We start from the raw sequence: 24,761 nt of genomic DNA on the forward strand, positions 1-24,761 counted from the left end.
TCCATGATGTCTCAGGCTGCCTCGACCAATTGCATCCTCAGCATGGCGGGCGGGGCTTCTTCGAACTTGCCCCAGACGCGGCGGAAATCTCTTGCAGAGCCGAAACCGGCCTGTTCCGAGATGCGCTCGATCGACAAGCCGGTGCTTTCGACCAGCTGGCGCGCATAAGCAATGCGCAGGCGCTGCTGGTAATCCAGCACGCTAACACCGGTATGCTGCCGAAACAGGCGGCTAAGGTTGCGCACACTCATGCAGGCGATATCGGCCAGTTCATCGAGCGACCAGTGTCGCCCCGGATGCTGGCTGATGGCGTCCTGGACGCGGTGGATGGCGGGGTGCATGTGATTGCGCCCTTCCAGCCAGGGGGATAGCTGCGGGTCGTGACCGCTCCGGCGCAAGAACACCACCATGTGGCGTGCCACTTGCTGGGCCAGTGCAGCACCACCCAGTTTTTCGATCAGAAACAGGGCCAGATCAATACCGGCGGTGATGCCGGCACTGGTAAAGACATTACCATCCTGTACAAAAATGCGGTCATCTTCCACCTTGGCTTGCGGCGCAATAGTTTTCAGCCGGTCTATCAGCGTGTGGTGGGTGGTGCAGCGCCGACCGTTGAGCAGACCGGCCTTGCCGGCCAACTGCGCTGCAGAACAGACGCATGCCAGACGGTGGGCAGGGGTAATGACCTGCTTGAGCCAATCCACCACTTGTGTCGCTTCTGGCAAGGCATACATTTCTGCAGAGCGGGTGGCGCCGGCCAGCATGACCAGCGCATTGGCAGGCAATGTGGCCGGCAATGGCTGCAAATCACCTACGCTGACCCCCAGCGAACTCATGATCTTGTCCGTGGGTGCCACCAGATGCAGCTTGAAGGCACCGCCCAACTGGCTGGCGATGCGGAAAGCCTCGGCCGGACCGGCCAGGTCCAGCATCAGGAACCCCGGGGTCAGGACAAAATAAACCGGTAATGCCGGAAGTTGTTCAGGAGACATACGCTACCCCGAATTTCTGCCGATACCAGCGCATACCTGATGCGCCGAATACGTTCACAATCAAACCGAACATCAGCAATGCACAGCCACCCCATTGCAAGCCGCTCAGTTGCTCCCCAAACACCAGCCATGCGGTAATCAGCCCCACCACCGGAACCAACAAGCTAAATGGAGCCACTTTGTTGGCAGGATGCATGGATAACAGTTTACTCCAAAGCCCGTAACCCAGCAGGGTGGCCACCCAGGCCAGGTAGGCAATGGCGGCGATGCTGACCAGATCAATATGGGTGACGGCTTGTGCTATTGCGCTTGGGCCTTCAAACACCAGCGACAGCAGGAAAAACGGAATCGGCGGCACCAGGCTGGCCCAGATGACAAAGGCAAACATATTGATGGGTCCGTGTTTGGCCACCTGACGGGTCACGATATTGCCGGTTGCCCACATGGAGGCCGCCGCCAGCGTAAACAGGAAGCCGGCAATCGGCATCCCGACCCCGTGCGACAAAGCGATCAGCAGCAGCCCGCCCGCGGCCAGAAACAAGCCCAGCAGCTGGTTGATCTGCCAGTGCTCTTTCAGGAACAGGGCCGAAAACAGCAATGTAAAGAAGGCCTGGGATTGCAGTACCACCGATGTCAGACCGGTAGGCATGCCCACATGAATGGCAGTAAACAGAAAACCGAATTGCCCCACGGAGATGGTCAGGCCGTACGCCAGGTACAGCTTGAAAGGCACCTTGGGACGAGGCACCAGAAAGACGGCCGGTAATGCCGCCGTCAGAAAGCGCAGCCCCCCCAGCATGAGCGGCGGAATGCCGTGCAGGCCAAACTTGATGACAACAAAATTGACACCCCACACCAGTACAATCAGCAAGGCGAGTAATAAATGGCGGAATGGCATGTTTGTCCTAACGTATTGATGAAAAAGCCAATCTGGCTTTTGTATACAATTTACAGCGTAACAATGCTACGGTTTGAACCACTCGCACAGGTACAGCTAACAGACAATTTTTGGCAACTGTACCGGTAGATACCCGGATGCTGGCAACAGGGGTTGCCATGGTGCATATCGCTAGGCACCTGCCACCCTACGCTGCAGTATGAATGGGGGTGCCGGGTATGGGTGGATATCGCGTTACTCCATTCACTCTAACCACAATGCCGGCCTGTTGTTACGCAGGATGGTTGGAGCAAAGCGATATCCACCGACAACAGGTTACGGGGTCACAATGACCTCGGACACATAACAGGGGTAGGACTGCCGCTGGTTTACGCTGCGTTTGGGGTCAAGCTCGAACGTGACCAGTGTCTGCGCGGTACTGGTTTCAGCAATAAGGGTTGCGTCTGGTGCAAACGCCATCCCTACCCCGCCAAATGTCGGGCCATCGGGCTCATCCCCTTCTTTGTTGGAACTGACGACATAACTGCCGGAAACCAGCGCGGCCATGGCACATGCGGTGCGCCAGCTGGCCAGCTCTGTGCCGGTCATCCGCGGGACGATAATCAGGTCTGCTCCGCTACGGCCATAAGCGCGCGCATGCTCGTTAAACATCACCTCGGTACACAGCAAGACCCCGACCCGTATGCCTGCCAGTTCAAGCGTTTCAAACCCGGTTCTCCCGGTGTGAAACCAGTCACTTTCATACCAGCCGGGTTCGCCCGGGAAGTAATGCTTATGGTGCAGCAGACGGTACTCGCCTTGCTCCAGGGCAAAGGCTTCATTGGCCAGTTTCGCACCAGCCCAGACCGGACGGGACGAAAGCACCAGCGGTACACCCAGCTGACGCAAGGCGTCCAGCCCGGCTTCATGCTGCTGCACCGCAGTTGACGCAACATCTGTATCAAAGCGGTTACTGATGCCAAACCAGCGGCCAAACGGCATCTCGTTGGTCACCAGCACATCCGGCGCGGCTTCACGGACCTGCCAGGCGATCTGTTGCCAGGTTTCTGATCCGGCCAGCAAATTAACGGGCCATTCGACAAAACAGACTTTCACGGCAAGGCTCCTTACAAAAACATGGTGATCAAAGGTTTGGCTTATGTGCTAACGGCCGGGTTCTCCGTCCAGTCAAACTCCATCTGCCGGGCTGTGGCCGCCGCCAGGGCACGGCCGCCCAGCCGTTCGACCAGATGCAGCGACATATCAATACCGGCCGAGATACCGGCGGAGGTGACAATATGCCCCTGATCGACCCAGCGTACCCCCTGCCGGACGGTGACGGTGGGATATTGGGCTTGCAAGTCAGGGATGTCTTCCCAGTGCGTGGTGGCGGTCAGGCCGTTCAGCAAACCGGCCTCGGCAAGCACAAAGGCACCGGTACAGACAGACGCCACCAGCGGCACCTGCTGCGCCATCCGCTGCACCCAGGCAATGACATCGGTCTTGGCCAGCTCGCGGGTAACGACACCGCCAGGCACAATCAGGACATCCAGCGGCAGATGATCCGTGATGGACTGGTCTGGCATGATACCCATCCCCGCCCTGGCCTTGACCGTCTGCATGGTCTGGCCAATCACGACCACCTCGAACAGTGCCGATGTTGCCAACCCCATGCGCTTTGCTACCCGACTGGCGGTGGTCAGCACTTCATACGGTCCGGCAAAATCCAGCGCCTCTACCTCGTCAAAGACATATATGCCAATCTGCTTGCCCATCTGAACCCCGATCATGCGCCCGTCGCAACAGGACAATTTTTGCCAATGGTTAATCTGATATCTGGCACCCTGTGCGCGAGAAGGTCCGTTTACAGGGAGGATGGTGACTATCTTATCGGGGAAGACACGAGAATGGCAGGCAGGATCACGACAGGCAGCGGACAATTTCAGCCAACCTGATGACTCACAAAATGACGAGTGAGATTCTGCATCTGGCATCCAAGACAGCTAGATGATGGCGGGTGCGGATGCCTGCGACCCGCTACCTTTCTTTAGCGGCATGCCAATTCGCTGGGCGGTTTCCAGAATCTGCGGGCTTTCAGGATCAATGGTGTAACCGTCGTTCAGCACCTTGCGGGCTTCGTCGGTGCGTCCCAGGTGGTACAGGGTCTCGGCCCGATGGGCATAGTTCTCGGCCAGGGCCGTGTTGTCTTCGGCTTGCTGCTGCAGGTAGACGGAGAGGGATTTATTCAGCCATTCCAGTGCTTCATCAAACCTGGCCAACCGGAACAGTGCCCAGCCTTTGCTGTCGAGCGCGTAAAAGTTGTCTGGCTCATTCTGCAAGGACCGGTTGATCAGGTCCAGTCCGCGATCTACCAGCACATTGGCGTTGATCAGGTCATAGCCCACATTGTTGAGAATGTCCGTGCTTTGTCCCAGTTTCAGCCGCAAATCGACAGCCTCGGTCACGCTCAGGGCATCTTTGGTTTCGATGGCCATGTCGGTCAGCTTGCGTGCAGCGATCAGCTTGAGACTGTCACTCAGACCGTCCTTGAAGGTCACATAACGGTTCTCGAACACGGCAAAGCGTGACGCAGGCGTCATGTCTGTTGGCATGCGGTTCATGATATCCACGTTTTCCGTACACCAGGAAAAATCAGCCTCGGTAAGTGCGTCCGGCAAGAACAGGTCTTGATTCCGGTCATCTCGGGTGGCGACAAACGCGGTATTCCCGTATTCATCGCTCCGGCCACAGTACAGCAGGCCGTGTTCGATATCGATGACATAATCGGCCCCGGGTGACACCCGGCCAAACACATCAATCAGATGAAACGAATTACCGTTGTCTCCGTCGCCCACGACCCGGGTCAGCACCCAGTCCTGCTCGGGTACGGCTTGCGGCAGTTTGACCAGCGCGGTGCGCCCGGCAGCATCGGTTTCACCAAACAAAACGCTGACGTTAGCCCCGGGATACAGGGGTACATCCTTGATGGTGACATCGTAGGCAAACAGGCGGTAATGCGTATGCGCTAACGGGGTGCCGGTCACCGGGTCCTTGAGCACAAACTGATAGCTATTCGTGCCGGTGCCGACTTCTTTGAGCGGAGGGTACTGACGGGCTTGCAATAGCGAACTGGCCAACCCGGAACACAGGATTGCCAGCGCCAGCAAAACATGGCGTAGTGAGATGCGAGGCATGGCAACCTCCTCTACACGGTGGTGTTAATTTTATCTTAGCATGCCATGCAAAAACTGCCTGGAAATAATACTCATTTCATTTGGCAAAACGGACATCACCCCAAAAGGCCAGCCTCTGGCCGTTCGGAGCGACTTGGTGATTCGCCTGTTGCCGGGCGTTAGCAAGGTTTCAGCAGGTCTGACACTTAGCCCAGTGCCGCATATTCCGCCGCAATGGCAGATGCCAGCCGGGCGTTATTGAGCACCAGCTGGATGTTAGACGCCAGACTGTCGCCGCCGGTCAGTTCGCACACCCGTGCCAGCAAGAACGGGGTGGATTCCTTGCCAGAAATGCCTTGCTGCACCGACTCTGCCAGCGCTTGTTCGATGGCGGCGTCAATCTGTGCTTTGGGCATCGCATACTGGTGCGGAATCGGGTTGGCGATGATCATGCCGCCCTTGAGCGCCATGTCCCACTTGGCTTTCAGGACTGCGGCTATCTGCGACGGTGCATCCAGGCGGTAATCCACGCCAAAGTCGCTGTCACGGGTAAAAAAGGCGGGCAGCGAATCGGTCTGATACCCGACCACCGGCACCCCATGGGTTTCCAGGTATTCCAGCGTCAGGCCCAGATCCAGAATCGACTTGGCTCCGGCACACACCACGGCTACCGGCGTTTGCGCCAGTTCCTGCAAGTCGGCCGATACGTCGAACGAGGTTTCTGCGCCGCGATGCACGCCGCCAATACCGCCGGTCGCAAACACCCTGATGCCAGCCATGGCGGAGATGATCATGGTAGACGCCACGGTGGTCGCGCCGGTTTTGCCCGCTGCTACTATAAACGGGATGTCGCGGCGGCTCACCTTGGTCACCTCGCGGCCGGACTTGCCCAGCAGCTCGATCTCGTCAGTGGTCAGCCCGGCTTTCAGACGGCCATTGATAATCGCGATCGTGGCGGGTACGGCACCATGGGCGCGGACTTCAGCCTCTACGCGCAGTGCGGTTTCCACATTCTGCGGGTACGGCATGCCGTGGGAAATGATGGTGGACTCCAGCGCAACAACGGGTTGCCTGGCCGCAACCGCTGCTGCGACGTCGGGGTGGATATCCAGATAGGTTGGTGTTGTCATGGGTGTTGCTCCTGCGAAAAGTTCGGTACGCGCCATCAGGGCGCTACTGCGGCCAGATGCGGGTTGCTTAGCCAGCTGGAAACTGCGGATCGGGACAGGCTCGGGTTATTGGTTTGCGGGCACATCAGGGTCAGGGCGGCACAGGCGGACGCAAAGCGGACACTGTCAGCCAGTGCTTCATCTTGCAAGAAGCCATGCACCAGCCCCGCCATCAACGCATCCCCCGCACCGGTGGCGTTCACGATGCTGACCGCTGGAGCGGGCAGCCAGCCAGCGCTACCTTGCCGCTCGCTCCAGTACACGCCTTGCTCGCCCAGGCTAAGCACCAGTTGCTGTACCCCCTGGGCATGGAACCAGGCCGACACGCGCTCGGCATCGGTTGCAGACACCAGCGGGATACCGCTGAGCGCCTCGGCCTCGATGCGGTTGGGCTTGAGGGTATGGATTTGCCCCAGCCAGGGGCGCAATTTGTGGCATTTGTGGGTAGAGACGGTGTCGGCAAAGACCGGAATCTCGCCATGATGGGCGAACAGCCATTGCAGGCTGGCCTCCGGCAAGTTGCAATCCATGACAATCACGGCCGCGTTGCGGACCCTGTCCAGCTTTTCGTTCAGCCGCTCCGGCGTCAGGCGGTTGATGATGCCCATGTCGTTCACGGCGGCCACCATGTCACCATCCGGCCCGTGCAGGGACAGGTAGGTAGAGGTTGCTTCGTCCGGCAACAGCCAGCAGTCCCGCACATCCACCCCGGCATTGCGGGTCGCCTCCAGCAAGGTATGCCCGTAGAGGTCATCCCCCACCACCGCCAGCAGGCGGGTATCGCTCCCCAGTCTGGCCAGGTTCTCCGAGATATTGCGCACCACGCCACCGGGGGAGCAGCGGATGCGGCCCGGATTGGAATCGGCACTGATGAGCGGCGACAGCGTGCTGCCGGCGATGTCCATATTGGCCCCGCCAATCAACAAGGCATAGCGCTGGCCGGCCAGAATGTAGCCCTTGCCGAGGATATGCCCTTTCTGCATCAGGTTCATGATGTGGCCTGCCACCGCAGAACGGCTGATCCCCAGACGTTCTGCCAGTGTCTGCTGGGGTATCAGCGGCTCTTGCCGCAAGATGGCCAGGATTTGCTGTTCGCGTTCAGTCATAAACAAATGTTTGCCTAACAAACTAATGTTTATATTCTGAACCGCTTCATGCCCTCCGTCAACCGGAACCTTACATCGGATAGATGAAGGTGGTGAGCGCCCGGTTGTGCCGCCCCGCTTCTGCCGTATCCTGAATCACGAACTCGATCGGCAAGGCGCCCTTGTGCGGCGTATCGGCCGGTGCCACCACCGTCACGGTGGCATTGACCACCTCACCTGCGCCTGCCTGTATGACCGGCTGGCCCAAAAGCCGCATGCCGGCTGTACCCTGCACCCTCAAGCGGTACGTACGTGGCGCTTCCACCATATTGCTGATTCGCAAGGTATAGGCGTTTTCCAGATTTCCATCCACGTTTTCACGGACCAGGGCGCCGCGGTCGCGCAGGACGTCCATCTGCACGGTCTGGCGCTGCCACATGAAGACCGCACTGGCAGCCAGCACCACGGTCATGATGCCGCCGTACACCCACACTCTGGGGCGATGAACGGACACGGCCTTTGCAGGGGATGTAACCAGCGCGAGCTCCTGCTCGGAAGCAAAACGGATCAGCCCGGTCGGCGCCTGGATTTTCTCCATCACCTGATCGCAGGCATCGGCACACAAACCGCAATTGATGCACTGGTATTGCAAGCCATTGCGGATATCGATGCCGGTAGGACAAACCTGCACGCAAATGCCGCAATCCACACAGTCCCCCTTGGCGGCGACATGGGCAGCCTCCCCGTGCTTGCGTGCGCCACGCGGTTCGCCGCGAGCAGCATCATAGGTTACGGTTCGGGTATGGGCATCGAACATCACGCCCTGAAAGCGCGAATACGGGCACATGTGCTGGCACACGGCCTCTCTGGCCAGGCCGGCCTGCACGTACATGAAAGCCGCGTAGAACAGCCACCAGAATGTTTCCCACGGGCCAAGTGCCAGTTGGGTAATCCGGACTGGCAACTGGGCCATGGGCGTAAAGTAGCCCAGAAACGTCAGCCCGGCCCACAGGGCAAACAAAGCCCATACCAGATGCTTGGTGGTTTTCAGTAGCACCTTGCGCGGGCTGGCGGGCGCGTCTGCCAGCTTTTTGCGGGCCAGATGATCCCCTTCGATGCGGGCCTCCAGCCACATGAAGACCGAGGTATACACGGTTTGCGGACAGGCAAAGCCGCAAAACAGCCGTCCGGCAATGGCCGTCACCCAGAATAACCCTACGGCAGCCATGATCATCACAAACGCCAGTATCAGGGCATCCTGTGGCCACAGCACCAGCCCGAACAGATAAAAGCGCCCCTGGCTAATATCAAACAGGATGGCTTGCCGGTGATCCCATTGCAGCCAGCAGCCGCCAAAGAAGATAATCTGGGTGGCCCACACCAGCCACCAGCGCCAGTCATTGAACCGGCCCTGAATGGCTTTGGGGTAGATTTTGCTGTTTTTGGGGTAAAACTGGATGGGGCTGGCTTGCATGATGCATCCTTCGGTTGGTTTTACCCGAAAGGTACGCCTTCACGCACAACCAGCACAGATGCAGAAAATATAAAAAACAATAGGAACAGATGAAAAACCTTGCGTTATCGCAAACGCAGGCCAGCCTGTCAGCCCAGCAAGCGCGACAGCTTCTCGATGCTGTCTCCGGCAGGGGATAAATGGGTATGGCCAAAGTTCAGGCGCAGGCAATGGGCGTACCCCCCCCTGGCCGAAAAGATCGGGCCGGGCGCCACGCTGATGCCTTGCGCCAAAGCTCGCTGATGAATGGCCAGCGCATCATGCCCTTCCGGCAGTTCCACCCAGAGAAAGTACCCGCCGGTGGGCACAGCCACCCGCGTCCCCACCGGGAAATAACGGGACAGGGAATTCATCATCTGCTCGGCCTGCCGCATCAGTTGTTGGCGCAGATGGCGCAAATGGTTATCAAAGCCGCCACTTTGCAGGTATGCCGCCAAGCCCATCTGGACCGGAATGCTGGTCGCCAGACTGGTGGCCAGCTTCAGGCGCCGCACTTTTTCGGCATACTTGCCGGCCGCCACCCAGCCAATGCGGTAACCCGGTGCCAGCGATTTGGAAAACGACGACACGTGCATCACCTGCCTTGTCGGGTCATCCTGCTTGGTGCACACCGGCAAGGCGTCCGGAAAATGCAGCTCGGCGTAGACATCGTCCTCGATCAGCGGCACATCGTACTGCCGCAACAAGGCCAGCAGCGCCTGCCGGTTGGCACGGGGCACCACCCCGCCCATCGGGTTCTGGAAATTGAGCATGAACAGACACGCCTTGACGGGGTGTTTTTGCAGGGCCGCAGCCAGTGCCGGGATATTAACGCCTTCATGGGGATGGGTTGGGATTTCGATGGCCTTCAGCCCCAGGCGTTCGATAGCTTGCAGGCCGGCATAAAACGCCGGAGACTCGATCGCCACCACGTCGCCTGGCCGGGTCACCGCCTGCAGGCAAAGGTTGAGTCCTTCCATGGCGCCAGACACCACAATGATATCTGACGGCGATACGCTGGCTCCTTGGGCCAGATAACGCAGGGCAATCTGGCGGCGCAGGCCTTCATGCCCCGGCGACAGATGCGCCACGGTGTCCATGGGAGTCAGATGTCTGGCGGCTTTGGCCAGATGCTGCCCCAGCTTTTCCAGCGGGAACAGCGCCGGGTCCGGGAAACTGGAACCCAGCGGCAAAAAGACTGGGTCTTTGACCGAATCCAGAATCTGGAAGATGAAGTCGCTGACTTCCAGCTCCGCCGCATCGGTGGTGGGTGCCGTCATGGCCGGCGCATTCAGCACCTGCGGCAAGCGGGTGCGCACATAGTAGCCCGACCGTGGCCGGGCCTCGATCAAGCCCTGACTCTCCAGCAGATAGTAGGCCTGGGTAATGGTCACCGGGCTGACATCAAACACCTGGCAGGCTCGCCGGACGGACAGTACCGCCTCGCCCGGCTGCAGGATGCCCTGGCGGATCTGGCGCGACAGTTCGTCGGCAAGCTGCTGGTAACGGGGCGGCTGGTGTATCGGCATAGGCTCGGCTTATTCCGGGTTCCGGGAATCCAGCATCAGCGTGACCGGGCCGTTATTGACCAGCGCCACCTTCATGTCGGCCCCGAATACCCCCGTCGGCACCGGCTTGCCGAGTGCCGCTTGCAGGGCAGCAACGAATGCGTCGAACAGCGGGCGGGAAACATCCGGCGGGGCTGCCTTGCTCCAGGAGGGCCGGCTGCCTTTTTTGGTGCTGGCAAACAGGGTGAACTGGCTCACCGCCAGCATCTGTTTGTCCGCATCCAGTGCAGACAGGTTCATGACCCCCTCGGCGTCATCAAACACGCGCAGGTTCACCAGCTTGCGTACCAGCCAGTCGATATCCGTATGCTGGTCACCTTCGGTCACGCCCACCAGCAACAATAATCCTTCCCCGATCTGCCCGACCACCTCGCCCTCAACCTTGACGCTGGCTTCCAGCACCCTTTGCAGCAATACACGCATCACTAACCCCCTTGATTAACCGGCCTATTGTAATCGCAGGCAAGGTTTGGGTCACCCATGCACAAAACAGCAAAATACTGCAATAAATTGCATAAAACAGCAAAAATACGTAATATCAGGCAGACTAGCAGATACAAGGTAACCCCCATGAACCCGCAACTTCCTGCCGAACGGCATCAGCGCATTCTGAACGAACTGCATCAGACCGGCCGCATCATTGCGCAGCAGCTGGCGACCAGCATGGGGGTGTCCATCGACACGGTTCGCCGTGACCTGACCGAACTGGCTGCACAGGGGCTGCTGGTCAAGGTACATGGTGGCGCCGTACAGAAAAGCGAAGCCTACCTGCCGCGCGCAGAACGGGTGGGCTTGCATCATGCCAGCAAGGTTGCCATCGGCCAGACGGCGGTAAACCTGATTCGGCCGGGGCAAACCGTGCTGTTCGACAACAGCACCACGGTGCTGGAAATCGCCCGCCACATTCCGCACGACCTGGCGTTTACCGCCATTACCCATAGCCTGCACACCGCACTGGAACTGGCCAGCCACCCGCAGGTGGACGTGATCATGCTGGGCGGCAAAATCGACCGCAAAGAGATGATGTGTTCCGATGGAGAAACCTTCGAACGCCTGAGCCAGTTCAACGCGGACCTGTGCTTTCTGGGCATCTGCGGCCTGCACCCTGACATTGGCGTGACCACCTCCCACTATGAAGACATGCTGATCAAGCAGGCGCTGGTACGTCAGTCACAAGTCGTGGTGGCACCCGTCAGTCAGGACAAACTCAACCAGGTGCTGCCGTTCCGTATGTGCCCGATCGATGCGCTGGATTATCTGTTACTGGAAACCGCCCCCAGCGCAGAAGACCGGCAAGCCTTTGAACAGGCCGGCGTGACCATTTTGCTGGCCGAAGGAAACTCCCCATGAAAACCGCTCTGCTACCCCGGCTGATCATCAGCAGCCTGTTTGCTGGTAACGGCCTGTTTTTTGGCTTCTGGGCGGTACATATTCCGCTGGTCCAGGCCCGTTTCCAGCTAGACCCTGCCCAGTTGGGGCTGCTGCTGTTGCTGATTGCCGGCGGTTCCGCCGGAACGCTGGTGACCTCCGGCAAAACGCTGGACTGGTTTGGCAGCCGCACGCTGCTGATCCTGGGGTCGGTCTTGATGTTCTGCATGCTGCCGGTCATGTTGGGCGCGCCCAACCTGTTGGTGCTGGGTATCGCCCTGCTCTTGTACGGTATCGCCAATGGCTTGATGGATGTGGCCATGAACGAACAAGGCATCCGGCTGGAACAACGCATCCTCAGCGACGGTGGCAAGCCGATTCTGTCCGGGCTGCACGGCGCCTTCAGCCTGGGGGGCCTGGGTGGTGCCAGTTTTGGGGCCATCTCCCTGAAACTGGGCAGCAACGGCCTGCCCGCCAGCCTGATCATGGCGGCGGTCGGACTGGGCGTGGTTGTATTTGGGCGCCACTATCTGCTGCAAGCCCGGCATGAGCATCATGAAACCAAGGGCAGCTGGCGTATCAGCCGCAAACTGGTACTGGTGTCCGGCATGGCGTTTCTGGTGTTCCTTAGCGAAGGCGCCATTGCAGACTGGAGCTCGGTCTATCTGGAAAAAGCCATCGGGGTCACGACCAGTCGGGCCGCCTGGGGATATGCCGCGTTTTCCATGGCCATGGCCGTGGGACGTTTTTCTGGCGACTGGATACGCATGCGGGTATTGCCGCATGACATCCTGACCTTTTGTGGGGCCATTGCCGCGGTCGGCATGTCGATGGTGTTGTGGAAAGGGGGAGAAAGCCTGACGCTGGCCGGCTTTGCGCTGGTCGGAATGGGGTTTTCCAATATTGCCCCCATCCTGTTTGGCGAATCCCGCCACCTGCCGGATACCTCGGCCGCCATGGGCCTGTCGATCATCGTCAGTTGCGGGTATATCGGCTTTTTAAGCGGGCCGGTCTTGATCGGCTTTCTGATCAAGCACACCGGGTTGACGCTGGCGCTCAGTGTCATTGCCCTGTGCGCTGCCACGGTGGCGATTGCGTCCTCCATGGCGCTGGCACACAAGGACTAAGGGCAGCTTACGCCAGCAGCGCCTGACCGAGAAACTGCCCGTCCGACACCACGCCGGGCAGAGAAAAGAAATACCCGCCGCCAATCGGACGGATATATTCTTCCAGCGGTTCGCCGTTCAGACGGTTCTGCACCGTCAGGAAGCCGGCTTGCAGGTCTGCCTGATAGGCCACAAACAGCAGCCCCATATCCAGCTGACCAGATTTGCTGATCCCGCGGGAATAGTTGTAACCGCGGCGCAGAATCAGGTTCTTGCGGGTATCCGGCGTGCGCGGGTTGGCCAGCCGGATGTGGGCATGGAACGGAATGCGCGCACCGTCGGCATCCGACGCATAGTCCGGATCATCGTGCTCGTGCTGTTTGCCCAGCGGTGCGCCAGAATGCTTGTGGCGACCAATGATGCTCTCCTGCTCCTGCAGCGGGGTACGGTCCCATTGTTCGACCAGATTACGCACCACCCGCACCACCTGATAACTGCCGCCCACTGCCCAGGCAGGCTCCTGACTACCTGCTTGCACCCACACCAGTTCGTCCATCATCTGCTGGTCTTGCGCATTGATATTGGCCGTCCCGTCTTTGAACCCCAGCAGGTTGATCACGCTTTCCTTGCCCATCTTGCGCAAGGTATGCGGCGGCAGGAAGCCGTCCATTTTCCAGCGAACCGACAATAAATCCGGCGTGTGCTTGATGATGTCCCGCAGGGCATGGATATTGGTTTCTGCCGTATTGGAACAAATCTGCACCGACAGGTCACCATGGCACAGGTCGGCATCCAACTGGTCGTTAGGGAAGCGCACCATCTGCATCAGGTGCACCGGTTTCTTGCCGGCAAGGCCAAAGCGCTGGTCAAACAGGCTGGCCCCCACGGACACCGTCACGGTCAGGTTATCCGGAAAAACCTCTTCTCCCAGCACGCCGCTATCTAACGGCGGCAGTTTCGGGTCTACCGCCGGCACCTTGCCGCCTTTGGTCAAAAACGCGATGCGGGTCGACAACACCTTGAACAACCGCACCAGACCGGCCTTGTCAGTGGCCAGCACATCAAACGCCACAATCAGGGCCGCAGCCGGTTGCGGGGTAATGATCCCGGCCTGATGCCGGCCAAAAAATGCCTGGTTTTCCCGGGTCGTATCTGCCGCCTTGGCTTCCTGTTGCTGCAGGACTGCCACCGTGCCCAACCCGCCAATGGCAACGGCGCTGCCCAGTCCGGCGCCTTTCAGCCAGCGTCGGCGCGAGGGCGATGCCAGTGCGGCATCGGCTACAGGGGTGGATACACGGGGTTCAGGCTGTTGCGGGGTCGTCATTGTTACGTCTCGATGATAAGGTCTGCCGGTGCGCCCTCAGGCCGCACCGGTTGTACATGCAGGTCAAATGCAGCTTAGTTCAGTCCCAGAATGCCGCGCAGCCTGGAAAGCTCTTCGGCCAGTGTGGTGATCGGCGCTTTCAGCGCGTTGCGGTCTGCATCGGTCAGTTTGCTGTAGTGGGCAAAGGTATCGCCACTGCGGTATTTGGCCAGCAAGGCATCCACCTGGGCAAAATTGGCATCCACCTTGGTCAGCAAGGCGGTATCGGCTTTCTCGATCATCGGCCGCAGGATGTCGACAATCTTCTTCGAGCCATCCACGTTGGCCTGAAAATCAGACAAGTCGGTGCCGCTATAGCGGTCTTCTTCGCCGCTGATCTTGCCGTTAGCCACTTCTTCGATCAGCGCCGCTGCGCCGCCAACGACCTTGCCCGGCTGGAAGGCCAGCGCATCAACACGTGCCTTGAGTGCCTTGGCATCAGCCACCAGCTTGTCGGCAAACGGCGCCAGACCATCGGTAGTTTTCTCATGGAACAACACATATTCGATCCGGTGGAAACCGGTAAACTCAGGGTCGCTTTCTTTCCCTTTAAAGTCATCCACCCTTGCATCCATGGCGCCATCCAGGTCACTGAACAGCTCCGCAATCGGCTCGATCCGTTCGTAGTGCACACGGCTCGGCGCAAACATCGCCTGGGCCTGGGCCAGCTTGCCTGCCTTGATCACGGCAGCAAATTTCTCTACTTCTCCCACCAGTGCACCCGCCTCTGCCGTGACATAGGCCTTGTAGGCACTTACGGGTTGCTCCAGTTTCAGCAATGCTGCCTGCTTCTCGCCAGACTCGCCGGCGGCCGCACCGGTCACGGTCAGCTTGCCTTTGGGGTTGGTCAGCAGGCCGCAGGTCATTTCATAATCACCAGGGGCCAGGTCTGCTGTCAGCCGCTGGGTAAAACCGGGGGCAATGTTTTCGCGCTCTTCCACCACCAGCACGCCTTTCAGGATTTCCCACTCCACTGCCCGCTGGCTCTGGTTGACGATCTTGAACGTATGCTTGCCCGTTGCTAGCGACAAATCTGCCGGCGTACATCCGGTATCCGAAACCGTAACCTGTGTTTCTGCCGGTTTGGCTTCTGACGTCACGGCACCGGATGCCACTGCATCTGACGCACTGGCGGGGGTCTCTTTCTGGCAGGCCGTCAGTGCCGTTGCCACCAGCACCAGCGCCAATGTTTGCTTGATTGGAAAACCTTGTTTCATACATGCTCTCTCAAAATGGACTTGAACAGCGTTCAAGCAGATTCAAACCGGTCAGGCCGCACCGTTCAGCCGGGCAGGACGCGTCCCCTGCCAGAACAGCCACAAGGCAGGGATCATGAAAACCCACCACACCAGCACTTCGCCAATGGCCGGGGCATCGTGATAGCCCAATACGCCACCCAGCACCACGCCCAGCGGGCTACCGGACGGCAACACCCGGGTCAGGTCATAGGCGACTGTCTGCAAACCGTTCCACAGCCCCGCCTCGTGCAGAGCCCGTACCGCACCGGACAGCAAGCCTGCAGCCACCAGCAAGATGAACACGCCCGTCCAGCGGAAAAAACGGCGCAAATCCAGCCGGATACCGCCGTAATACAGCGCCAGCCCTAGCGCAACTGACACCACCACCCCCAGCATCGCACCTACAGGCGCCGCGACACCCACATCCTGCTGGAAGGCGGCCAGCAGGAAAAACACCGACTCCAGTCCTTCCCGCGCCACCGCAAAAAATGCCATTCCCACCAGCGCCAGTGCCTTGTGCCGGCTGGTTTCCAGCACCTGCTGGATAGACCCATGCAATTGCTGCTTCATGTGTCTGGCCGCTTTGCGCATCCAGAAGACCATGGAGGTCAACACCACCACGGCAATGAGTGCAACGGCAGCCTCGAACAGTTCTTGCTGCTTTTGCGGGAACTCGGCCTGCATGGCATTCATGCCAACCCCCAGTGCCAGACTGGCGACAATGGCCAGCACCACCCCGGCCAGCACGGCAGGCATCCAGCGTCCCTGACCGGACTGCTTGAGATAGCTGGCAATGATGCTGACAATCAGCGCAGCCTCCATGCCCTCACGGAGCATGATCAAAAAGGGGATCAGCACAATCTGTCACCAAATACAAATAATAACGATTCGCATTCTAATACATCACCCAATACAAATGCAAATGGTAATTATTACTATTTGCAGGTAAAAACCTACCAGAAAGAAGTCAGCCCTGCGATTGCCGCCAGCGTTGCGGGGACATGCCAAACCGTTGCCGGAACTGGTTCGAGAACGCGGCCTGATCCGTAAATCCCAGACCTGCCGCGACGTCACTCACGGACAAGCTTGCATCGGCAAGCCACAAGACGGCATTTTCCAGCCGCAACTGCAGCTGGTAAGCATACGGAGATACCCCGAATACCTGCCTGAACTGCTGATAAAACCGGCGCTCGCTCATGCCGTACTGCCGGGCCAGCACGTCTGCCCCCAGCAGGCCATCACCACCGGTCAGCCGGACATGGGCGCGCAATTGCGCGTCTACCCGGTCCACCGGCAAGCGTACCGGTACCGCTGGCGACGTGGAGAGAACCTGTTGTGCCAGCACGTCACTCAACTGCACCACCCGATACCAGTCCCGCACCCGGCTACTGACAGAAGGTACGACAGCCCATTGGCGCATCTGCTGTTGCAGCGCCGGGTGCAGTTGCAGAAACCGCGGCTGCCGGAACAAGGCAGCTGGCAGCGCCAGGGCGTCTGGCGGCACATCCAGCACCAGTTGGCGGTTACCATGCCCGCCCCGAAAATCATGACGCTCGCCGGCAGGGACAATCAGTGCCGCCCCGGCATCCAGCCGGTACAGTACGTCCCGGATCAGTACCTCGGTGCCGTTACCCAAGGCCATCAGCACCTGATGAAAGTCATGCGTGTGGTAGTCCGGTGTATCTTCATACTCGCGAACGTCCAGCAACGGGTCTTGCCCGGTCATGCAATAAAAGGCATGCGGGGTTTCCGCCGTGTAGGCATCGTTCAGCATGGGCAACTCATTTGGACACCGGTTTGCACAGAATCACCCCCAACAACGCCACCAGAAACCCCAGCATCTGCAAGGCGGTTAAGCGGTCGCCAAACAGCCACCACGCCTCGACCGCGGCCAGTGGCGGAGCCAAAAACATCAGGGAAGACACGGTAGATGCCTTGCCGCGCCGAACCAGCCAGATCAGCAGGCTGGTCCCCAGCCCGGAGAGCATGATGGCGGCCCATGCCAGCGATCCCCACAGCACAGGATGCGGCAGCCAGCGCTGTTCGCCCATCAGCCAGACAATGACTCCGGCCGTCAGGGCGGCCCCCAAATTCTGATACACCGATGCGGTGCGCAAGTCTGCGCTGACCGCCCAGCTCTTTTGCAGCAAGGTGCCGCAGGTAATCGACAAGATGGCGATCACCGCCACCAGTACGACACCGGCAGACACATGTCCCGCCCCCTTGGTCATCAACGGCGGGAGCAACACCATCACCACCCCGCTCACACCAATGACCAGACCCAGCCAAAACCGGCGGGAAATGGCTTCACCCAGTAACAAGCCGGCCAGACACGCGGTAAACACCGGCTGCAAGGCCCCCAGCAACGCCATGCCGGCAGGTGCCAGTCCGTTGGCCACTGCCCAGTAACCACCACCCAGATACACCCCCTGCAGCAGTCCGCCAGTCGCCAGTTGCTTGGGAATATCCAGCCGGGCCGGCCAAGGGGCGCGCGTGGCCAGCGCCACGGCCAGAAACAAGCCGCTCGCGCCCAGAAACCGCGCCAGCAAAAACAGGTTCGGGTCGGCAAACGGCACAATCATCCGCCCCACAATAAACCCGGTAGACCAGATTCCGATAAACAGCATACAAATCCAAACCATGTGCGCAACCTCATGCTTAACCCCGCTAGCCTAGCAAAACCCGCACCGATCGTCTTGTAAAATGCTGCCAGACACGACAAAGACCAGCTGCCTTGGCCGAACCCCTGTAGAATGAAAACATCACGCAAGGAAACCCGACCATGTCGTCCCCATTGACCCCCTATAGCCAGCTGACACCCGACTGTCTGCTGGATGCCCTGGAAGCCGCCGGTTTCAGAACCGATGGCCGCCTGCTGGCGCTCAACAGCTTTGAGAACCGGGTATATCAGGTGGGCATAGAAGACAGTACGCCAGTGGTGGCCAAGTTTTACCGGCCGCACCGCTGGACGGATGACGCCATCCACGAAGAACACGCGTTTCTGCGCCAGTTGGCAGAAGCAGAAATTCCGGTGGTGGCCCCGCTGGCCAATGCGGCGGGTGAAACACTGTTTCATGCCGAAGGCTTCCGGTTTGCCGTTTTTCCGCGTCGTGGCGGACGTTCGCCCGAACTGGACAATCCGGAAACGCTCACCTGGCTGGGCCGCTTCATTGGCCGCATCCATGCCATAGGCCGTCAGTCGCGCTACCATCACCGTCCTACCCTGAGTCCGCAAACCTTTGGCACCCATGCCATCGAGCAGATTCTGGACAGCGGTTTTGTGCCGGCAGACAAGCGGGGACGCTGGCAGCAGTCGGCCAACCGTGCGATGGAAGCCATCGAAGCGCTGTATGAAAAAGCCGGGGACATCGAGCTGATCCGTCTGCACGGAGACTGCCATCCGTCCAACGTGCTCTGGACAGACGACGGCCCGCATTTTGTCGATTTTGACGATAGCCGCATGGGCCCCGCGGTGCAGGACTTGTGGATGCTGGTGACAGGTGCCGGCATCGAACAGCAGCACCAGCTGACGGACATTCTGGTCGGTTATGAAGATTTTTGTGAATTCAACTGGCATGAACGCCACTTGATTGAGGCCCTGCGCACCCTGCGGCAGATTCACTACGCCGCCTGGCTCAGCCAGCGCTGGTCAGACCCGGCCTTTCCTGCCGCCTTCCCCTGGTTTGGCGAACCCCATTATTGGGATGAACACACTCAGGCGCTGGAACAGCAAGTACTGGTCATGCAGGAAAAACTCGACCCGCACTATTGAACGCAGCGGAGTTACGGCTCAGCCAGCACCTTGGCGATATCCGTGCGGGAGGCAGACATCGCCGGCAGGGCCGCAGACACCACGCCCACCAGCAGACCCAGCCCGATCACCCAACCTTCGCCGGCAAACCACACCGCACCGCTCAGCACCAGCTGATTACCAGCGGGCAGCAGCCACGCGCCCATGGCATACACGGTCAGGTGCCCCAGCAGCAAACCGGCCACAATACCGACCACCGATAGCGCCAAGCCTTCCAGCAAGACGGTCACAAACAGCTGGTCCGGCCGGCCGCCCAGCAAACGCATCACGGCCATCGACCGACGGCGTTCATTCAAGGTGTTGTACAACGCCACAAAGACCGACAAGCCAGCCCCGGCAATCATCAATAGCCCCAGCATGCGGAACGCCTTCAGGCCAAAACCGGCGATGGACAGCAAGCGGTTGGATTCAAACGCCGGCGAGGCGGCCTGCAAACGGGTCTCCGCGTTGATCGCCCGGGGCAGCATCACGGCCGCCATCGGCGAGCGGTACTGGATCAGCAAGGCCGTCACTTCCGGTTCCCGCTTTGCACTCCCCGCCATCTGCATTTCATCCGCGTCCGGATGGGCATGCACCGCCCAGACACTTTCAATCGAGGTCAGCACCAGCTTATCCAGCACGGTACCCGAGGGCGCCAGAATCCCGACCACGGTGTACGGAAACTGCTTGTGCAGGTCCGACATGCCAGTCAAGCCGTGCGAGCCGACAAAACGGGCGCCCAGGGTCAACCCCAGCGTCTTGGCCGTTTCGCTGCCCACCACCACCTGCATCGGCTTGGACCACAAATAGCCTTGCGCCAGCCGCCCGCCGTACAAAGACAGGTACGCGGGTTCGGTACCGACAATGCGGAATCCGTACACGTTATCTCCCAGCCCCAGCGGGACCACGGTACGGATTAGTGGATTAGCACGGAACTGGCCGACTTCTGACGCTGGAATATTACCGGTCGGGATATCGGCATGGTAGACACTGGACAGCACCAGTTGCAGCGGGCTGCCTTTGGCCCCTACCACCAGGTCAATGCCTTGCGCGTTAGACACCAGCCGGTTCTCCAGCTGGTTGGAAAACAGCAGCATCAGGGTAATGCTGCCCAGCCCCAGTGCCAACAGCACGATATTGAGCAAGGGGTTCAGCGGCCTTGCCAGCAGATTCGCCAGTGCCAGACGCGGCAGGTTCATTGCGCGTCTCCCAGCGTCCATACCTGAGTAAAGCGGGCTTTGGCCCGTACATCATGCGTGGCCACCAGCAAACTGGCACCATGCCTGGCGGCAACAGACATCAGCAGGTTCAGGGCGGCTTCGGCGCTGGCATCGTCCAGCGCAGCGGTGGGTTCGTCCGCCATCAGTAACACTGGTTTGTTGACAATAGCCCGTGCAATGGCGGCCCGTTGGCGTTGCCCCTGGCTCAGTTTGGCAGGCTTCTTGCGCAGTGCCTCGCTTAGCCCCAGCTCCACCAGCAGGCTAGTGCAATGCGCCACATCCTGCGCCGTTCCGGAGAGATATTGCGCCAGCAGCAGATTGTCCAGCAGGGTCAGGTTCGGCAACAGTCCCAGCTGCTGCAATACCAGCCCCATCTTCTCCCCGCGGAACTGATCCCGCGCGGGCTGATCCAGTGTCGTGATATCCGTGCCGTCTACCATCACGCTACCCGCCTGCGCCGTCAGCATGCCGCCAATCAGGTGCATCAGCGTCGATTTGCCACTGCCGGAAGGCCCCACCAGCGCAGCAGACTGGCCGGGACTCAGATGGATGTCCGGAAAAGAAAGCGTCTTGCCATCCGGGTACTGGTAACGCACGTCTTGGAGCTTAAGCATTGATGACATCCTGCGGCAACGGGTTGCCGGTTTTGGTGATTAGTCGACTTGTTGGGCGTGTTTCAGGCGGTAGAACATGCCGTTGCCCATGCCTTTGATCAATTCCAGCTGGCCAGAAAGCACGACGGCTTCCTGCGTGGTGTCTACCGGCTGGTCGGCAAACACTTCCAGCATCTGGTCCGGGCCATCGGCCAGACAATACGGGCAAGATGGCGAATCTCTGGAGACGATGAAATGCCGCTGGTGTTCGCCGACTTCCAGGGCCTCCATATAGCCCTGCACGCGGATCGGTTTATCGGCCAGCCCGCTGGGACCAGCCCCGAACTGTGGGTGAAACGCGCCATCGGCGGCCCGTTTCAGTTCTACCTGGGCAAACACCGGCCACTGCACCACATCGGTCCGCGCGCTCAGCGGGTGCGCCATGCCCAAGGCGTGCTCGGCAGCCCCCGCCCCGCCATTGCCGCTGGCTTTTGGCAAGGTAAACACCAGCACCGCTACCCCTACCGTGCATAGCAATAACGCCAGCATCACAGGATGCCGGATAAAGAAAGCCATAAAGCGCGGAGTGAATTTCATCAGAAAGCCTGAGCCATACAACACATCAAAAGAAACCAGAAGATACAGGTACAACGGGCCAAGCGGTTTCCCGGTTGACCCGTCCATCCGGTAAGGCATGCTACCTGCCCAACCTTACGGCAGGCTTAAATCAATACCCGTCAATGCTCATCAGCAGCTTCTGCCGCTGGCAGCGGTTGTACCCACTGCTTGCCCGCCAGCTCTCCCGCCACTTTCAGGGTCGCCTGCCGGAAATCCTGCAACACACTGGAACGACTGCTGGCACTCGGGTACGCCAGCACATACCGGTGTTTGACATCGGTCTCGTAGGGACGCACCACCACGCCATGTGCCGTCCAGATACTGGACGCAAACGGCTCGACAATCGACACGCCAAATCCATTGGCTACCATGGCATAGCGGATATGCGAGGTGTACGTCCGGATCAGGCAGCGGGGCTTGACACCCGCCCGGCCAAAATACACCTTGTCTTCATCCCCGTGCGACAACGCATTGTTGGCCAGCCAGCCAATCACGGTTTCGCCTTCCAGGTCTTCCGGATAGATTCTTTCCTTGGTCGCCAGCGGATGTCCTGGCGGCAAGGCGCACAAGGGGTCGGTCTCGTAAATCTGCTCGACCTCAATCCCGGCAATCGAGGCAAATTCGGCACTGATGCCGACATCCACTTTCATGTCCTGCAATTGTACCAGCAGCTCGGAGTTGCCAATCGAATCCACCTTGACCGGCACATACGGCTGCAATTTGAAAAATTCTTTCAGGATCAGTGGCAGCAACGTGGTTGCCAGCACCGGCATGCAGGCTATCGATAACCCTTCATGCTCGTCCTCGCGGATGGTTTCGGCCGCCTTGCGTAACCGCTCCAGCCCCAGGAAGTTTTCCTCCACCGCCCGGTGAAAACGCACACCAGCCGTGGTGGGCTCCAGCCGGCCCTTGACCCGGTTAAACAGCCGAAACCCGAGATCTTCTTCCAGATCGGCAATCAGGCGACTGATGGCTGGCTGGGTAATATGCAGTTTCCTGGCCGCCCCTACTGTCGTGCCTGTACTCATCAAATAACGGAAAGCTTCAATCTGTCTGAACCGGATCATCACATGTCCCTTTTGGATATACGCCAGATAGAGTATAACAAATAGACATGGAACATCACTTTTCTTTAGTTGGTGTGATATTGCATGTGTGAAATAATGCGCAACTAGCCGGACTCCGGTTACATCATGTATGCATAAGACAAAGATCTGATGACTAGCCTGGCCGTTCTCCGCGGAAGATCAGCGTAACAAACTGATCAAACGGTCAAGTAAAAATAGTCTATAAATAAAAAGTGTTTAGTGCCACGTGTTTTCACGGGTACCTAGCCCACGTCGTGTGGAGAAATGTTGCTGTTACCTTGATGAGAGGGGTAACAGCATAAAGGTTCATCCAAGCTCTAGCAGACCACAATTGGAAGGGAGTCGCATCAATGCATTTTTCTAAAAAGTTTCTTCTGGCCGCAGGCCTGACCGTTGTCGCAGGCGCAACCCAAGCAGCCGGCACCCTGATTTACTGTTCAGAGGGTAGCCCTGAAGGTTTTGACTCTGCCCAATACACTGGCGGTCAGACCTTTGATGCAGCGGGTCACGCCATGTTCAACCGTCTGGTCGAATTCGAACACGGTTCCACCAAGATCGTTCCTGGCCTGGCAGAATCCTGGTCCGTATCGGCAGATGGCAAGGAATACACCTTCAAGCTGCGCAAAGGCGTGAAATTCCACACTACCGAATACTTCACCCCAAGCCGTGACTTCAATGCTGACGACATCGTCTTCACGTTCAGCCGGATGATCGACAAGAACTACCCGTTCAACAAAGCTTACCCAGCAGAATTCCCGTATGCATCAGACACCGGTCTGGATGCAAACATTACTGCCGTCACCAAAGTTGACGCCAATACCGTCAAGTTCACCCTGAAAGATCCGGATTCCGATCTGCTGGCTAAAATCGCCATGCCGTTCGCTTCTATCCTGTCTGCAGAATACGCTGACAAACTGGTCAAGGAAGGCAAAGCCTCCATGATCAACCAGCAGCCAATCGGTACCGGCCCGTTCATCCTGAAGCGTTACCAGAAAGATGCGCAGATTCGCTACGTTGCGAACAAGCAATACTGGCGCAAGGGTGCAGTTAAAGTCGACAACCTGATCTTCGCGATCACGACCGACGCTTCTGTCCGTTACCAGAAAATGAAAGCTGGCGAGTGCCAGATCATGTCTTACCCAAGACCAAGCGACCTGCCAGCCATGAAAGCTGACCCAGCGCTGAAAGTGATCACTGCACCTGGCTTTAACATTGGCTACGTGTCTTACAACACCGAAAAACCACAACTGTCGAAAGTAGAAGTTCGCCAGGCACTGGACATGGCCATCAACCGCAAAGCGATCATTGATGCCGTTTACCAGGGCCAAGGCCAGGAAGCGTCTAACCCGTTCCCGTCTTCTCTGTGGTCTTACAACAAGTCACTGAAAAACGCGCCTTACAATCCAGTAAAAGCCAAAGCCCTGCTGGCCAAAGCCGGCTATCCAAACGGCTTTGACATCACCCTGTGGGCCATGCCGGTACAACGTCCTTACAACCCGAACGCCAAACTGATGGCTGAAATGATTCAGGCTGACTGGGCGAAAATCGGCGTGAACGCCAAGATCACCACTTACGAGTGGGGCGAGTACCTGAAACGCATGAAAAACGGCGAGCACGACACTGGCCTGATCGGCTGGACCGGTGACTATGCAAGTCCTGACAACTTCCTGGGTGTGTTGCTGACCTGCGAAGCCGTGGGTGGTTCTAACTACTCTCGCTACTGCAGCAAAGACTTCGACGCACAGGTACTGAAAGCACGTAAGAGCACCGACGTGAAAGAACGTACTGCGCTGTACATGAAGGCTCAGGAAATCTTCAAGAAAGACCTGCCTTGGACTACCGTTGCACACTCGGTTGTTAACCAGCCAATGCGCAAAGAAGTCAATGGCTTCAAGATCAGCCCGTTTGGCGATTACAACTTTGAGGGTGTAAGCGTTAAATAAGCGGTTGCAGTAACCCCAAAACCCCGATTTTACCGGCAGTCTGCAAGGGCTGCCGGAAAGTCGGGGTTTTGTTCAATA

23 protein-coding genes are annotated in these 24,761 nt (G+C 58.8%); 4 read left to right on the forward strand and 19 right to left on the reverse strand.

All coding sequences use genetic code 11. The features are described 5' to 3' along the window. Positions 1 to 11: 11 nt before the first annotated feature. The 10 genes from F552_RS0114450 to dtd form a co-directional block, all read right to left on the reverse strand. Positions 12 to 992 (reverse strand): GlxA family transcriptional regulator, encoded by a 981-nt coding sequence (locus F552_RS0114450; protein WP_018152469.1) that lies wholly within the window; start codon positions 990 to 992, stop codon positions 12 to 14. Further along, a complete protein-coding gene (locus F552_RS0114455; RefSeq protein WP_018152470.1) occupies positions 982 to 1,890 on the reverse strand; it encodes an O-acetylserine/cysteine exporter in 909 nt (302 codons plus the stop codon). The genes F552_RS0114450 and F552_RS0114455 overlap by 11 nt, the downstream gene beginning before the upstream one ends. Before the next feature lie 315 nt (positions 1,891 to 2,205). After that, a complete protein-coding gene (locus F552_RS0114460) occupies positions 2,206 to 2,985 on the reverse strand; it encodes a carbon-nitrogen hydrolase family protein (RefSeq protein ID WP_018152471.1) in 780 nt (259 codons plus the stop codon). A gap of 41 nt (positions 2,986 to 3,026) precedes the next feature. Further along, positions 3,027 to 3,644 (reverse strand): DJ-1/PfpI family protein, encoded by a 618-nt coding sequence (locus F552_RS0114465; RefSeq protein WP_018152472.1) that lies wholly within the window; start codon positions 3,642 to 3,644, stop codon positions 3,027 to 3,029. 228 nt (positions 3,645 to 3,872) lie between these two features. Next, complete coding sequence (locus F552_RS0114470) at positions 3,873 to 5,063, reverse strand: tetratricopeptide repeat protein (protein ID WP_018152473.1); 1,191 nt, start codon at positions 5,061 to 5,063, stop codon at positions 3,873 to 3,875. Positions 5,064 to 5,248: 185 nt separating this feature from the next. Beyond that, entirely contained in the window at positions 5,249 to 6,172 is a 924-nt protein-coding gene (locus tag F552_RS0114475; protein WP_018152474.1) for a pseudouridine-5'-phosphate glycosidase, read from the reverse strand. A 35-nt stretch (positions 6,173 to 6,207) separates the two neighbouring features. Then, positions 6,208 to 7,317 (reverse strand): PfkB family carbohydrate kinase, encoded by a 1,110-nt coding sequence (locus F552_RS19510; protein ID WP_033375658.1) that lies wholly within the window; start codon positions 7,315 to 7,317, stop codon positions 6,208 to 6,210. A gap of 70 nt (positions 7,318 to 7,387) precedes the next feature. After that, complete coding sequence (ccoG, locus tag F552_RS0114485; protein ID WP_018152476.1) at positions 7,388 to 8,770, reverse strand: cytochrome c oxidase accessory protein CcoG; 1,383 nt, start codon at positions 8,768 to 8,770, stop codon at positions 7,388 to 7,390. Positions 8,771 to 8,898: 128 nt separating this feature from the next. Then, positions 8,899 to 10,317, reverse strand: a complete 1,419-nt coding sequence (locus tag F552_RS0114490; RefSeq protein ID WP_018152477.1) for an aminotransferase-like domain-containing protein — start codon at positions 10,315 to 10,317, stop codon at positions 8,899 to 8,901. A gap of 9 nt (positions 10,318 to 10,326) precedes the next feature. Continuing rightward, entirely contained in the window at positions 10,327 to 10,779 is a 453-nt protein-coding gene (dtd, locus tag F552_RS0114495; protein WP_018152478.1) for a D-aminoacyl-tRNA deacylase, read from the reverse strand. 147 nt (positions 10,780 to 10,926) lie between these two features. Here dtd and F552_RS19515 point away from each other — a divergent pair, with 147 nt between their 5' ends. Next, complete coding sequence (locus tag F552_RS19515; RefSeq protein WP_018152479.1) at positions 10,927 to 11,706, forward strand: DeoR/GlpR family DNA-binding transcription regulator; 780 nt, start codon at positions 10,927 to 10,929, stop codon at positions 11,704 to 11,706. Then, positions 11,703 to 12,851 (forward strand): MFS transporter, encoded by a 1,149-nt coding sequence (locus F552_RS0114505; RefSeq protein WP_018152480.1) that lies wholly within the window; start codon positions 11,703 to 11,705, stop codon positions 12,849 to 12,851. The genes F552_RS19515 and F552_RS0114505 overlap by 4 nt, the downstream gene beginning before the upstream one ends. A gap of 7 nt (positions 12,852 to 12,858) precedes the next feature. On the opposite strand, the gene efeB is transcribed toward F552_RS0114505, so the two are convergent. The 5 genes from efeB to F552_RS0114530 form a co-directional block, all read right to left on the reverse strand. Then, complete coding sequence (efeB, locus tag F552_RS0114510; protein ID WP_018152481.1) at positions 12,859 to 14,154, reverse strand: iron uptake transporter deferrochelatase/peroxidase subunit; 1,296 nt, start codon at positions 14,152 to 14,154, stop codon at positions 12,859 to 12,861. A gap of 74 nt (positions 14,155 to 14,228) precedes the next feature. After that, complete coding sequence (gene efeO, locus F552_RS0114515; RefSeq protein WP_018152482.1) at positions 14,229 to 15,410, reverse strand: iron uptake system protein EfeO; 1,182 nt, start codon at positions 15,408 to 15,410, stop codon at positions 14,229 to 14,231. A gap of 51 nt (positions 15,411 to 15,461) precedes the next feature. Further along, complete coding sequence (gene efeU / locus F552_RS0114520; protein ID WP_018152483.1) at positions 15,462 to 16,289, reverse strand: iron uptake transporter permease EfeU; 828 nt, start codon at positions 16,287 to 16,289, stop codon at positions 15,462 to 15,464. A 109-nt stretch (positions 16,290 to 16,398) separates the two neighbouring features. Further along, entirely contained in the window at positions 16,399 to 17,205 is an 807-nt protein-coding gene (locus F552_RS0114525) for a helix-turn-helix domain-containing protein (RefSeq protein ID WP_018152484.1), read from the reverse strand. Between the two features lie 7 nt (positions 17,206 to 17,212). Beyond that, positions 17,213 to 18,058 (reverse strand): DMT family transporter, encoded by an 846-nt coding sequence (locus F552_RS0114530; RefSeq protein WP_018152485.1) that lies wholly within the window; start codon positions 18,056 to 18,058, stop codon positions 17,213 to 17,215. A 155-nt stretch (positions 18,059 to 18,213) separates the two neighbouring features. On the opposite strand from F552_RS0114530, the gene F552_RS0114535 reads away from it, so the two are divergent. Continuing rightward, positions 18,214 to 19,203, forward strand: a complete 990-nt coding sequence (locus F552_RS0114535) for a serine/threonine protein kinase (RefSeq protein WP_018152486.1) — start codon at positions 18,214 to 18,216, stop codon at positions 19,201 to 19,203. A gap of 11 nt (positions 19,204 to 19,214) precedes the next feature. Here F552_RS0114535 and F552_RS0114540 read toward each other — a convergent pair whose 3' ends face one another. The 4 genes from F552_RS0114540 to F552_RS0114555 form a co-directional block, all read right to left on the reverse strand. Continuing rightward, the gene (locus F552_RS0114540; RefSeq protein WP_018152487.1) at positions 19,215 to 20,420 is read right to left on the reverse strand and encodes an ABC transporter permease; all 1,206 of its coding nucleotides are present in this window, start codon (positions 20,418 to 20,420) and stop codon (positions 19,215 to 19,217) included. Next, entirely contained in the window at positions 20,417 to 21,055 is a 639-nt protein-coding gene (locus F552_RS0114545) for an ABC transporter ATP-binding protein (protein ID WP_018152488.1), read from the reverse strand. Before F552_RS0114545 ends, F552_RS0114540 begins: the two co-directional genes overlap by 4 nt. Positions 21,056 to 21,094: 39 nt before the next feature. Next, positions 21,095 to 21,631, reverse strand: a complete 537-nt coding sequence (locus tag F552_RS20170) for a hypothetical protein (RefSeq protein WP_156802340.1) — start codon at positions 21,629 to 21,631, stop codon at positions 21,095 to 21,097. 140 nt (positions 21,632 to 21,771) lie between these two features. After that, the gene (locus F552_RS0114555; RefSeq protein ID WP_018152490.1) at positions 21,772 to 22,719 is read right to left on the reverse strand and encodes a LysR substrate-binding domain-containing protein; all 948 of its coding nucleotides are present in this window, start codon (positions 22,717 to 22,719) and stop codon (positions 21,772 to 21,774) included. 371 nt (positions 22,720 to 23,090) lie between these two features. Here F552_RS0114555 and F552_RS0114560 point away from each other — a divergent pair, with 371 nt between their 5' ends. Continuing rightward, complete coding sequence (locus F552_RS0114560; RefSeq protein WP_018152491.1) at positions 23,091 to 24,683, forward strand: ABC transporter substrate-binding protein; 1,593 nt, start codon at positions 23,091 to 23,093, stop codon at positions 24,681 to 24,683. Positions 24,684 to 24,761 lie beyond the last annotated feature (78 nt).

This window comes from Leeia oryzae DSM 17879 (assembly GCF_000376945.1).
In the GTDB taxonomy this organism is placed as follows: Bacteria; Pseudomonadota; Gammaproteobacteria; order Burkholderiales; family Leeiaceae; genus Leeia; species Leeia oryzae.

What these genes read in the sequence shown, in the direction of transcription:
- F552_RS0114525 (WP_018152484.1), bottom strand. Translation starts at nt 17,205, where the DNA reads ATGCTGAACGATGCCTACACGGCGGAAACCCCGCATGCCTTTTATTGC.
- F552_RS0114555 (WP_018152490.1), bottom strand. Translation starts at nt 22,719, where the DNA reads ATGATCCGGTTCAGACAGATTGAAGCTTTCCGTTATTTGATGAGTACA.
- dtd (WP_018152478.1), bottom strand. Translation starts at nt 10,779, where the DNA reads ATGCGTGTATTGCTGCAAAGGGTGCTGGAAGCCAGCGTCAAGGTTGAG.
- ccoG (WP_018152476.1), bottom strand. Translation starts at nt 8,770, where the DNA reads ATGCAAGCCAGCCCCATCCAGTTTTACCCCAAAAACAGCAAAATCTAC.
- F552_RS0114470 (WP_018152473.1), bottom strand. Translation starts at nt 5,063, where the DNA reads ATGCCTCGCATCTCACTACGCCATGTTTTGCTGGCGCTGGCAATCCTG.
- F552_RS0114475 (WP_018152474.1), bottom strand. Translation starts at nt 6,172, where the DNA reads ATGACAACACCAACCTATCTGGATATCCACCCCGACGTCGCAGCAGCG.
- efeO (WP_018152482.1), bottom strand. Translation starts at nt 15,410, where the DNA reads ATGAAACAAGGTTTTCCAATCAAGCAAACATTGGCGCTGGTGCTGGTG.
- F552_RS0114545 (WP_018152488.1), bottom strand. Translation starts at nt 21,055, where the DNA reads ATGCTTAAGCTCCAAGACGTGCGTTACCAGTACCCGGATGGCAAGACG.
- F552_RS0114540 (WP_018152487.1), bottom strand. Translation starts at nt 20,420, where the DNA reads ATGAACCTGCCGCGTCTGGCACTGGCGAATCTGCTGGCAAGGCCGCTG.
- F552_RS0114535 (WP_018152486.1), top strand. Translation starts at nt 18,214, where the DNA reads ATGTCGTCCCCATTGACCCCCTATAGCCAGCTGACACCCGACTGTCTG.
- F552_RS0114490 (WP_018152477.1), bottom strand. Translation starts at nt 10,317, where the DNA reads ATGCCGATACACCAGCCGCCCCGTTACCAGCAGCTTGCCGACGAACTG.
- F552_RS20170 (WP_156802340.1), bottom strand. Translation starts at nt 21,631, where the DNA reads ATGAAATTCACTCCGCGCTTTATGGCTTTCTTTATCCGGCATCCTGTG.
- F552_RS0114450 (WP_018152469.1), bottom strand. Translation starts at nt 992, where the DNA reads ATGTCTCCTGAACAACTTCCGGCATTACCGGTTTATTTTGTCCTGACC.
- F552_RS0114465 (WP_018152472.1), bottom strand. Translation starts at nt 3,644, where the DNA reads ATGGGCAAGCAGATTGGCATATATGTCTTTGACGAGGTAGAGGCGCTG.
- F552_RS0114530 (WP_018152485.1), bottom strand. Translation starts at nt 18,058, where the DNA reads ATGCTGTTTATCGGAATCTGGTCTACCGGGTTTATTGTGGGGCGGATG.
- F552_RS0114455 (WP_018152470.1), bottom strand. Translation starts at nt 1,890, where the DNA reads ATGCCATTCCGCCATTTATTACTCGCCTTGCTGATTGTACTGGTGTGG.
- F552_RS19515 (WP_018152479.1), top strand. Translation starts at nt 10,927, where the DNA reads ATGAACCCGCAACTTCCTGCCGAACGGCATCAGCGCATTCTGAACGAA.
- efeB (WP_018152481.1), bottom strand. Translation starts at nt 14,154, where the DNA reads ATGACGACCCCGCAACAGCCTGAACCCCGTGTATCCACCCCTGTAGCC.
- F552_RS0114560 (WP_018152491.1), top strand. Translation starts at nt 23,091, where the DNA reads ATGCATTTTTCTAAAAAGTTTCTTCTGGCCGCAGGCCTGACCGTTGTC.
- F552_RS19510 (WP_033375658.1), bottom strand. Translation starts at nt 7,317, where the DNA reads ATGACTGAACGCGAACAGCAAATCCTGGCCATCTTGCGGCAAGAGCCG.
- F552_RS0114505 (WP_018152480.1), top strand. Translation starts at nt 11,703, where the DNA reads ATGAAAACCGCTCTGCTACCCCGGCTGATCATCAGCAGCCTGTTTGCT.